This is a genomic window from uncultured Campylobacter sp. (assembly GCF_938045465.1).
Lineage (GTDB): Bacteria > Campylobacterota > Campylobacteria > Campylobacterales > Campylobacteraceae > Campylobacter_B.
This window is the reverse complement of the sequence record NZ_CALIBF010000216.1, coordinates 1-11,015: the sequence shown is the minus strand read 5'-3', so window position 1 is coordinate 11,015 and position 11,015 is coordinate 1. Positions and strand designations below refer to the sequence as shown.

Below are 11,015 nucleotides of genomic sequence, written 5' to 3'. Positions count from 1 at the left end.
GCGGCGCGTAAAACGGCGCGTTTCGTCGCGCTAGTTAAAATTTTAAAACGAAATTTCAAAAAGCGCGAGCAAATTTTAAAAACGGAATTTTAACTAATCGCGTTAAAATAGCGAAGTCGCACATCTTTCGTCCTATGGAGGCTAGATAGCGAAATAAAATTTACAAATTTTAAAAGGACTTGGATTGACGAACTTGATTTTAGCGGGGCTAGGCGGCTGTGTAGGCGCGATGGCGCGAGTAGGCCTAAGCGGAGTGATTGCGCGCGCAATGGATCGCGCCGGATTTTGGAGCGCGTTTCCGATCGCTACTTTTTGCGTGAATGCGCTGGGAAGCCTGCTGATAGGGTTTTTACTCGCACTAAATTTAACGCAGAGCCTGCGGGTATTTTTTGTCGCAGGCGCGCTGGGCGGCTTTACGACATTTTCTACGTTCAGCTACGATACGCTGCAATTATTGCTGGCGCGAGAATTTGCTATCGGTCTGCTAAACGCGGTCTTAAGCGTATGCGCCTGTATGCTTTTTTGCTACGCTGGGCTGCTCGCGGGCAGAGCGCTTGCAGGCTAGCCGTGGAGCACGTGAGCTTTAAATTTAAATCGCCTCTATGTTTGCGCTTTTAAATCAAAATTTATTGAAAGTGCCTGCGCTACAGAATTTTATCGCGCGCATATGCTGCAAAATCTGCGAGCGATGGGCACAATCCCACATGCCGTGCAGTTTTGCGAAAGGGCGCGCAGTAGTTTCGCAAAGTGCAATATCAAGCAGGAATTATAAGGCGAGCAAATTGTAAGACGAGCGAAAAGTAAAGCGAGCGAGAGGGATTGTAGCTAAATAATGGTGCTCGGCGTCGGGCAGGCTGGCAAAATCCAGATAAATTTGAAATTTGCGTGTATTTTCTGCGTATCTTGTTTGCCGCAGCTTTGTAAAATTTCGCTATCTTGCGCCTAGTTATCGCGACGCCCTAAAAATTTCGCTGTCTTGGCGCGGATAAAATAAACCTAAGCCGTGCGATAAATTTTAAAAGCTCCGCGGGCAAATTTTAAAGCTTGAAGCTTAGAATTTTAAAATTCTCGCGTAAATTTTAGAAGCTAAATTAAAGCACGCCGAAATCACGATCTTATATGCCAAATCCTGCAGCGCTATCTTAGATTTATCGCAAGCGACTGCGAGCCCTCTTAATTTCATTTCTGCAGATTTCATTAACCTGCTCACCCTCGCTATTTCGCAAGATAACCTCGTAGTCCGTGATTTCACGACCTTTGTTATACCCCTCGATATATCTGAATCTCGATAAAACTATTTTAAAGGATTCCACATCGTCTAAAGTATACTTATCGCCGAGCTTTACGTAGTTAAAATTCCTACTAGTAAGCGTATGAAAATTATTAAATTTTTGCTTTAAATTTAGCGTATAAATTTTCGTGGATGCAGCGCCGTTATCGCAGCTATTGATTTTGCTCTCATCAAAGGCAAGCGCGAGGCAAATTTCATCTCCGCAGATTACCTTTATATCTTTGGCGCGGCTGTTTATACGGATGGTCTGTCGCCACCCATCGCCCTCTATCTCAAAGACGTTGCGAGCGAGCTTTTTGGCTATTTCATCTCCGACATAGCCTTTGGCTTCAGATTTATCAGCCCAACCAAGCGCAGAGTAGTTCGGTTTTTGCGGAAAATCCGCAAGCGGAGTTTGAAGCTCGCTTATAGCGTTTAAATTTTCCTCGGTGCCTTGCGGAGCTGCAAAAGATGTGCCCCTCATAGAGTGTAGATTAAAGAAACCGATAAATTTCCTCACGACCTTATGCGCCGTTTGAGAAAATATCTTGGCTTCATTTTCAAAAAGCGAAATATCGTAGATGCCGTAGCTATAATATCCAAGCTCTCCACTTACCCACCTTTCGTCCGGCGAACGATCGATCTCGTCGTATCCATAGTAGCGCTCTGGCATATCTTTTTGTAGCAAGAAGTCGTCGCTATCGCTGTCTTTATACCTAAGCCAGACCCCAAAATCGTCCTTAATGTATAGATAATCAAACTTCGCACCTCCTGCGAATTTTTTCTCGCCTAGCCAAAATACGGGCCTTTTTTCTAGGCTAGGCAGAGCGGCGACGGGAGGCAAATTTTGTAGCTCTTTTTCAAATTTTTCATTGATATAATCGCAAGCGCTAGTGGGCATACTAGGATCGCAACCCTCGGGCGTATCGGATGAAAAAAGCAAATTTAAAATCACAAATATATACAGCACAAAAAGTACGCATGCAACGCTCACGACCAAGGCGGTAATTTTTAAAATTTTTATAAAAGTTTTCATGTCCAAATTTTACCTCGTTGCACCTAAAAAGCATAAAATTTTGCTTTAAATTTGAAATCTCAGCCCATCATCTACGCCTCGTCTGCCGCTTTGCTAAGGCTTTTTAGCGGCTCGCCTTTCTTTTGCCTCTTAGCAAGATGACTTCGTAGTCCACAGGCTCGCGCCGCTTGCCGTATCCGTCTAAAAATAAATTTTTTCAATATTATCAATGTTTATATTGTGTAAATTTAAAAAGTATTCTTTAACTTCTTCGTATTTGCTATGATTATAAATTATTAACGAATAATATTGTGGCGGAGTAAGATTGCCGCCGCCATACGCCATCATATATGGTGATGCTACTGCTATTCTTGGAAAAATGGTAAAAAATCTATCGCCTTTTTTGCCGATAATTATATAAAGGATAAAATTTGTTAATAAAAGCCCAACAAATCCGAATATCCAAAATCCAATAAAAAACAAAAAAGACATAGCAACTATTATGGCAAAACTAAATATTGAAATGCAAACTAGAATCGCCTTTGTACCTTTTTTCTTAGAATAACCAAAAAGTGGTTTGCATATAGTTTCATTTAAATTTGTTAATTCTACTGTTCTTCTTAATTTCAACTCGTTAGAATTTATTTTATAAAATTCAACAATTGAATTTTTGATTAAAATTTTGCTTTTCTTTGGATTATCAAAAACTAAAAAGACTATAACCATAAACGCAATTATGCCGAATGCAAAAATATTTCCTAAAATTATATCTGCCAATACTTCATTATCAAATAAAGCTTTTATGCTAAGCGGTATAGCCAAGGCACATAAAAGCGGTATAGCGGTAATACAACTGTCATAAAAAACCTCATAATCGTACAAAGTAATCGGCTCTTTATCGTAATCCCTTAAATTCCTGTTTTTATTAAAAATAGCGTTTTTCAAATTTAATCTTTTTATAAAATTTCATAGCAAATTTATAGATCAAAATAAGCAAAAACTCCTTTGAAAGTTTTGCTCATCTTGAGTCTAAATTTAAACTAAAACGTAAGCGTTCTGTCGCACTCGCAAACCCAGGTCGCAAGTATATCCATGCTGCCTTTTATTTCGTCGCTAAAGTAGGGCTCTCCTGCGTGCAAGCCGCATCTGCTTTGGCAGCTGCCGCATACTTTTAGCGCCACGCCGCCGCGATATAGCTCCTTTAGTTTGGCTACCAGATCAATGTCGTAATTACCCGGTTTTTCGGTACTATCTCTTACGAGATCGACCGCGTCATTCATAAGAAAAATTCTTACCTTCTCGCCTTTTTATGCAGGCTGTCCGCTAGCCTCAATGCGTTGTAGGCGTTGTCCGAGCCGTTATACGGCTGATTTACCAGGATCAGTAGGATTTTCATTTTGCGCCCCTTCGTTTAAAATTATATTGAAAAGAATTTTATATCAAAGCGAGTTTGCATTGCCTTAAATTTAAGCTCGAGGATCGGAATGGTTAAATTTAGTTTTTATCGGTTTAATTTTTCTCGCGATGAGCTTCATTTATAGCTTCGATTAGGCTTTGCAGCAGCTCGTCTGTAGCTTTCGCTTTGTCGTGCGCGCCGCGATTTTTGCCGTTTGAAGCGCCGGGTCCCGTTCCGCTGGCACAGTCTTGCACAAAATACCACCAAAAGTACCCGCCCACGTAGTTTTGCACGTAGCGCGGCATCGTATAATACCACCTCATCATCGCCTGCTTGCTCGCCTGCGTAGCGTCCGCCGCCGTGTTTCCGCACTCGCCGATACCGAGTTTCGAAGCGGGGAAGGCGCTTTGCAGATCGGTAAAAATTTCGCTCCAATCAGGCGCAAAGCCCTCGTTATCGTCCTCGTAGTAGCTTACGAAAAGATAATCCAGCCCATCTTTCATATCCTGCGGTACGAATTTTCGCAGCCACTCGCGCATCTGCGTTTTCTGCGCTCCGCTCGGCGTATAATACGCCGTAAGCGCCGTTTTAGCGCCCTTTTTGTGGATGAACTCGAATGCCGCGATCATCTTAGCGGCGATAAAATTCGCATCGTCCCCGAGCCAGCCCTCGCCGTTTATTTCGTTGCCGATCTCCCAGATCTGCACGTAGGGCGCAAGCGCAGCGAAGGCGTCCGCGAACCTCTTTTCGTAGCTTTTCACGCTTTTGTACGAGCTCATCTCGTAGGAGTCCACGGGGCACGCCATCACGTACGAAACCTCGCTAAGCCGCCTAAAAAGAGGCTCATACTCGCGCGGGCTAATTTCTTTTGACATCACGACGCGCACGGTTGGCTTTACGGGTAGGGCTTGCAGGGCGCGCACGATGCTTTGCAGCTTCGCGCCCGAGGCGTCTTGTGCGTCCTCGTACCAGCCGTCGTCGATCGTAACGCCCCAGATGAAGTCAGATTTAGAATTTTGCTTTGAAATTTTATTTGGATTTTCGCCGTAAAGTACGCCGCAAAACAGCACCCCGCAAAACAGCGCGAGAAATATGTGTTTGAAATAGACCACGGCTTGCTCCTTGATTTTAAATTTTAAAAATTTAGCTCTTTGCTGGTCTTTCCACAACCGATCAAGCAATCAAAATTTATCTCTTGCCTCTAAGATCATAAGAATAATACGAACGAGAAAAGCCCTCTACGCTGAACATAGCAAAAGCATTAAGTGCAAGAGCCGCTAAGCTGAGCAGTACCGTAGCAGGCAGCGAAAAACGCGCCAAAAATGCATTTGCAATAGCTGCAAGTACAAGCGCGATAAAGCAATATGAAAATATCGCAACTCCGCTAGTGTCGGCAAGCTCCTGATAAAATCTATAAAAAAACAGAAACGATGCGATGAATCCCAATGCAAGCAGTATTTGAGCGATGATGCCGCCCGCTAAAAATATAAATAACAATACGCCTATAAATATTGCCGCAAAGGCAATGGCTACGTTGCGCAAAAGGCTGCGGCTTACGGTAAGTTTAGAGATATTATAAATGCTAAAGATAAAAAGCACGAATGCCGCTGCGCTTAGTAATACTCCCAATCCGCCGTAAATTCCTAATAGCAATAGCACCAATTCAGCTATAGCTTTTAAGGCGCAGGCCGCGATGAAGGTGTATTTGATGAGTGCTATTTCTTTTTCTTGAGGGTTTGAGGGCTGCTGGCCTTGAGTGTGTAGATAGTCGTTTAAGTCCATGGTTGCTCCTTTAAAATTTAGCAAAAGTATATCTAAAAAACGAATAGGTAAAGATAAATTTCAAAATTTAGTGGCTCGCAGGCGGATATGTCGTATAAAGCAAGCGCCGCACAAAGGCAGGTAAATTTAAGAGATAAATTTTAAAATTTAGATTGGAATTTCGGCGCTGACGCGGCGGGTAAATTTCAAGCGGGCTGTAAATTTAAAAAGATTTGAGATAGATTTCGCGCAGATCTGCAAATTTAAAATCCGCAAATCCGCGCAAACTGCTACAAGCGTGACTCGTAGCGACGTAGCGTGTAAAGACGTTTAAGCATCTTTTTGCGAGCTGAAATTTTTTGCTTTTTGCGGACTTCCGTCATCGGCTCAAAAAATCGTCTCGCACGGACCTCGGTAACGACTAGGTTACGATCGGTCTGTTTCTTAAAGCGTCTGTAAGCTTCGTCAAATGATTCGTTCGGATATACCTTTACTCCAGGCACTTTCCTCACCGCCTTTCAAAAAAATGAACCGTGAGTTTAGCGAAAAATTCCTTAAATTTGCTTTTGAAGCGCTTTTTTATACTTCCACACGCTTTTGTTGTTGCGAGTATCTATCATCGAAAGCTCTAAAAGTAGGCTTTCGCTTGCTTGTGCGGTAGAATTTTTAGCTGCAGAATTTAAGCTTTTTGATTTTTTAGATCCTGTCTTACCATCGTTTGTCACAGTGGGGCTTTGCGGTAAAATTTTACCTACCAAGATGTAATCCGGCGCGTAGATCGAGCCGCTTTCTACGGCATGATAGCCATGGCTTACGCCATCGTTGCTAAATACGAGTTCGTCTTTACTTGGAGCGTCTGTGACGACTGCTTTGCCTGAATGCAGCAGCGAAATTCTAATTTTTTTGCTTAAAAATTCCGCATCCACGCCGTGCGCGTTCGTTCCATCCAGTGGCTCAATGCCGACGACGCTGAATCTACCGCCTTTTTTGCCGACTATGCGCTTCGAGAGTAGATCGGCGATGCTTTCGCCTGCGATGCGCTCCAGATACGCGTTTGGATATCCTGCGTGGTCGATGTCTCCTGCAAGTGCCGAATTATCCGTGCTTTTAGAGCCTTTAAGCGCAGCGCAGCCCGCTAAAAAGGCACACAGCAAGATCACGAAAAAACTTATTTTAAAATTTTTCATAGCATTTCCAAATTTTATAAAATAAACTCCGCGATTATAGCGAGATTTGGTTAAATTTCGTTTTTTATAAGCAAAATTTGTAACGGATATTCCGCTCGTTCCTTTAATTTTGAGTTAAAGATTCCTTGATATACTTTCTGCCAATTTATTCAGAAAATTCTCGGGGTGCTTATGAAAAAAATCATTAAAAGAGACGGAAGTTTTCAAGAATTTCAATCCTACAAAATAAAAGATGCTATCAAAAAAGCCTACAAAAGCGTCGGTACCGAATTTGACGAAAAGGTTTTCGATAACGTAATGGGCGCTATCGTTTTTAAAGACAAATTAAGCGTCGAAGATATTCAAGATCTTATCGAGAAAAAGCTCTTTGAAGCGGGCGATTTCGCCGTTTTGAAAAGCTTCATGATCTACCGCCACACGCACAAGATGCAGCGCGAGCACATTTTGGGGCTTGAAGAGGATACGACCTATATCAATTGCACCCAGACGGTCAACGAATACATCAGCAAGCAGGATTGGCGAATTTTAGCAAATTCCAATACCAGCTACTCAAACGCAGGCCTCATCAACAACACCGCCGGTAAGGTCATCGCAAACTACTGGCTAGATAAAATTTACTCTCGCGAGGAGGGCGCGGCGCACCGAAACGGCGACTATCATATCCACGATCTGGACTGCCTTACGGCGTATTGCGCGGGCTGGAGCTTGCGCGTGCTTCTAAACGAGGGCTTTAACGGCGTGCGCGGCAGGGTTGAGAGCAAGGCGCCGAAGCATTTCCGCGAAGCGCTGTATCAGATGGCCAATTTCCTTGGAATTTTACAGAGCGAATGGGCGGGCGCGCAGGCATTTAGCAGCTTTGATACGTATCTGGCGCCATACGTTTTCCGCGACAAATTAAGCGACGATGAGGTCAAAAAGGCGATCACGAGCTTCGTATTCAACCTAAACGTCCCGGCGCGCTGGGGACAGAGCCCGTTTACCAACGTCACCATCGATATGACCTGCCCGGATGATCTAAAAACACAGATTCCTACGCATAATAACGAGCATCTGTTTAAAAATTTACGCGACGATGAGCTTTTGGCCGAGGCTAAAAGGCGCGGTAAGGACTCGCTTGAGGCTTTGACTTACGGCGATTTCGAGCCCGAGATGAATCGCATCGTGATTGCGTTTTACGAGGTTTTAACGACGGGCGATAAGTGCGGTCAGCCCTTTACCTTCCCGATTCCTACGGTAAATTTAACGGAGGAGTTTGATTGGGATACGCCTGCGGCCGACGCGGTATTTGAAAACACCGCCAAGGTGGGTTCAAGCTATTTTCAAAATTTTATCGGCTCGCAATACATCACGAACGAAAAGGGCGAGCGCGTACCCAATCCAAAGGCGTATAAACCTGGCGCCGTACGCTCGATGTGCTGCCGCTTGCAGCTTGATCTGCGCGAGCTTCTTAAGCGCGGCGGAGGACTTTTCGGAAGCGCAGAGATGACGGGAAGCATCGGCGTCGTAACGATAAATTTAGCCCGCCTAGGCTATCTGTATAAAAATAACGAAGAGGCGCTGTATGCGAGGCTAGATGAGCTTTTGGAGCTTGCTAAATCGACGCTTGAAAAGAAGCGAAAATTTGTAACCGAGATGTTTGAGCGCGGTTTGTATCCATACACGAAGCGCTATCTGCCGGGCTTTAATAACCATTTTAGTACTATTGGCATTAACGGCGCAAACGAGATGATCCGAAATTTTAGCGGAAATAAAGAGGATATTACGACGGAATTCGGACGTAAATTTGCCCTTAAAATGGTTGAGTATCTGCGCGAGAAGATCCGCTCGTTTCAGGAGCAGACGGGCAATCTATACAATCTCGAAGCCACGCCTGCCGAGGGAACTACGTATCGCTTCGCCAAAGAGGATAAGAAGCGCTACGCAGACATCATCCAAGCGGGATTTGATAAAAACATATACTACACCAACTCTACGCAGCTTCCGGCAAATTTCGGAAGCGATCCGTTTGAGGCGCTGGCGATGCAAGATGAGCTACAAAGCTCCTATACCGGCGGCACGGTGCTGCATCTGTATATGAAGGAGCGCATCAGCTCGGCTCAGGCGTGTAAGCAGCTCGTAAAAAGCGTAGTGCAAAACTACAAGCTTCCTTATATCACGATCACGCCGATTTTTAGCGTCTGCCATAAGCACGGCTACATCAGCGGCGAGCATGAATACTGCCCGAAATGCGACGAGGAGCTGCTTGCGGAATACAAGGCCAAGCAGAGCAAGGGCGCCTAAATAGCGATTTAAATTTTAATCTTAATGAAAGGATGGAGAATGGAATTTCCAAAAGAGTTAGAAGCAAAACGCACAAAATGCGTCGTTTACACAAGAGTAATGGGCTATTTGCGCCCGGTAGAGAGCTTTAATATCGGAAAGAAGGGCGAGCACAAAGAGCGCGTCTTTTTTGAAGAGAAAAAAGACAAAAAACAAATAGCCTAGTCGCCGCTACCGGCCAAATGCAACAAACGCATACGAAGCCGCCGCAAGCCTTAAACCTGCGTAACGCGCAGATTTACGAGATCACGCCGTTTACGATGCTTGATTTTGCTGATCACATCGCCGCGATCGCGTGGTTTTGCGGCTGCAATATGCGCTGCAATTACTGCTACAACCCACAAATCGTTACTTCACGGGGTAAAATTTCAAACGAAGAGTTTCTACGCTTTTTGGATGCGCGCGCGGGCAAGCTTCAGGGCATCGTATTTAGCGGCGGCGAATGCACCTGTGCGAGCGATTTTATCCCGCTGGCGCACGAAGTTAAGCAGCGTGGCTTTTTGCTCAAAGTAGACACCAACGGCTCAAATCCGCAAAAGATCGAAGAGGCGCTAAGCCTAGGGCTGATCGATTATATCGCGCTTGATTTTAAGGCGCCGCGGCAGGATTTTGAGCTCATCACGAAGTCAAGCTTATACGATAAATTTCTGCAAACTCTTAGGCTTTTGCTGCGGCGAAATTTTAAATTTGAGGTGCGCACGACCGTGCATGCGGATTTTTTAAACGAAGCAAAGATCGAGCAGATGGCGCAAATTCTATACAGCGAGGGCTACCGCGGCGTCTATTATCTGCAAAACTTCCTGCCCACCGGCGATAATTTCGGCAATTTAGACGCGCCGCTTGCGAGCTTTGATCCAAGCAAAATCCGCACCGATCTAAAGATCGAACTTAGAAATTTTGATTAAATTTACGCCGTCGCGCGCGTCTTGCCGCGATGAACGCGATGAAATTTTTTAGCGCATTTATCTAGCGCGCATTGTCCGGTGTATATTGTGCCACGATAAATTTCGCCTTGCGGGAAGCTTTAAAATTTAACCTTGCCGCCACTTGCTATGTTTGAATTTCATTCCGTCTGCGGCGTAAAATTTTATTTTATCAAGCGCTTAAAATTTTATACCGCGCAGATTTAGCTCCCCGTAAAATTTCACGCCGTGCAAGTAGGCCGCTTCAAAACAAAAGGTAAATTTAGCTTGCTTTGGCTAAAATACGCCGAAATTTTTAAAAAGGCAAAAAATGGATAGGAAAAAAATCTACAACCCCTTCTCCGATGAGACCCTTACCGATCGCAAGGTCTTCGGCGGCAATCCGCAGGGTATTTTAAATTTTACCAAGGCGAAATATCAATGGGCGCTGAAACTTTGGGATCTGATGGAGGCCAACACCTGGTTTCCTAAAGAGGTCGATACCACCGACGACGTGCGCGATTATAACTTCAATCTCACAAGCGCCGAGAAGCGGATGTATGATCTCGTGTGGAGCCAGCTGATATCGATGGATAGCTTTCAGACCAACAATCTCGCCGATAATATCAACCCCTACATCACGGCTCCGGAGATCAACGCCGTGCTCGCTCGCCAAGCCTACGAGGAGGCCAATCACAGCAAATCCTACGCCGTCATGGTCGAGGCGATCTGTGAAAATACCGATCTCATTTACGAGATGGAGAAGCACGACGATATGCTCCGCAGGAAAAACGACTACATTTCAAGCGTCTATGAGGAGCTCGCGGGCGAGGTTAGCGACGATAAACTGCTGCTAGCGATGGTAGCGAATCAAATTTTAGAGGGGATCTATTTTTATAGCGGCTTTACCTCGATCTATGCGCTAGCGCGTGCGGGCAAGATGCTAGGCAGCGCGCAGATGATCCGCTTCATACAGCGCGACGAGATCACGCATCTGCTGCTCTTTCAAAACATGATAAATTCCGTCCGCAAAGAGCGCGCCGATCTGTTTAACAAACGCAACGTGGATAAAATTTACGAGATGTTCGAGACGGCGGGAAACTTAGAGATCGATTGGGGCAAATACATCACGGATAACCAAATAATGGGCTTTACGGACGATATC

At 44.8% G+C, this 11,015-nt stretch carries 10 protein-coding genes and 1 pseudogene; 4 read left to right on the top strand and 7 right to left on the bottom strand.

The features are described 5' to 3' along the window. The first annotated feature begins 184 nt into the window (after positions 1-184). Positions 185-565, top strand: coding sequence for a CrcB family protein (locus tag Q0413_RS11170; protein WP_298990567.1), 381 nt, complete (start codon positions 185-187; stop codon positions 563-565). A 583-nt stretch (positions 566-1,148) separates the two neighbouring features. Here the strand turns inward: Q0413_RS11170 and Q0413_RS11165 are convergent. The 7 genes from Q0413_RS11165 to Q0413_RS11135 all read right to left on the bottom strand — a co-directional run bounded on the left by Q0413_RS11165 (position 1,149) and on the right by Q0413_RS11135 (position 6,629). Continuing rightward, positions 1,149-2,306 (bottom strand): hypothetical protein, encoded by a 1,158-nt coding sequence (locus tag Q0413_RS11165; protein ID WP_298990564.1) that lies wholly within the window; start codon positions 2,304-2,306, stop codon positions 1,149-1,151. A 180-nt stretch (positions 2,307-2,486) separates the two neighbouring features. Beyond that, positions 2,487-3,230, bottom strand: coding sequence for a hypothetical protein (locus Q0413_RS11160; RefSeq protein ID WP_298990561.1), 744 nt, complete (start codon positions 3,228-3,230; stop codon positions 2,487-2,489). Between the two features lie 95 nt (positions 3,231-3,325). Beyond that, complete coding sequence (locus tag Q0413_RS11155) at positions 3,326-3,565, bottom strand: DsrE family protein (RefSeq protein ID WP_366939685.1); 240 nt, start codon at positions 3,563-3,565, stop codon at positions 3,326-3,328. A gap of 229 nt (positions 3,566-3,794) precedes the next feature. Continuing rightward, a complete protein-coding gene (locus tag Q0413_RS11150) occupies positions 3,795-4,793 on the bottom strand; it encodes a hypothetical protein (RefSeq protein WP_298990558.1) in 999 nt (332 codons plus the stop codon). A gap of 76 nt (positions 4,794-4,869) precedes the next feature. Further along, positions 4,870-5,463 (bottom strand): hypothetical protein, encoded by a 594-nt coding sequence (locus tag Q0413_RS11145; protein ID WP_298990554.1) that lies wholly within the window; start codon positions 5,461-5,463, stop codon positions 4,870-4,872. A gap of 269 nt (positions 5,464-5,732) precedes the next feature. Then, the gene (rpsU, locus tag Q0413_RS11140; RefSeq protein WP_005869392.1) at positions 5,733-5,945 is read right to left on the bottom strand and encodes a 30S ribosomal protein S21; all 213 of its coding nucleotides are present in this window, start codon (positions 5,943-5,945) and stop codon (positions 5,733-5,735) included. 51 nt (positions 5,946-5,996) lie between these two features. Beyond that, the gene (locus Q0413_RS11135; RefSeq protein ID WP_298990551.1) at positions 5,997-6,629 is read right to left on the bottom strand and encodes a hypothetical protein; all 633 of its coding nucleotides are present in this window, start codon (positions 6,627-6,629) and stop codon (positions 5,997-5,999) included. A gap of 171 nt (positions 6,630-6,800) precedes the next feature. Here Q0413_RS11135 and Q0413_RS11130 point away from each other — a divergent pair. The 3 genes and pseudogenes from Q0413_RS11130 to Q0413_RS11120 all read left to right on the top strand — a co-directional run. Continuing rightward, positions 6,801-9,113, top strand: a pseudogene (locus Q0413_RS11130) (ribonucleoside triphosphate reductase). A 17-nt stretch (positions 9,114-9,130) separates the two neighbouring features. After that, on the top strand, positions 9,131-9,853 hold the full coding sequence (locus Q0413_RS11125; protein ID WP_298990548.1) for an anaerobic ribonucleoside-triphosphate reductase activating protein: 723 nt from the start codon (positions 9,131-9,133) through the stop codon (positions 9,851-9,853). A gap of 328 nt (positions 9,854-10,181) precedes the next feature. Then, positions 10,182-11,015: ribonucleotide-diphosphate reductase subunit beta (locus tag Q0413_RS11120; protein ID WP_298990545.1), on the top strand; the 834-nt coding region annotated here is incomplete at its 3' end.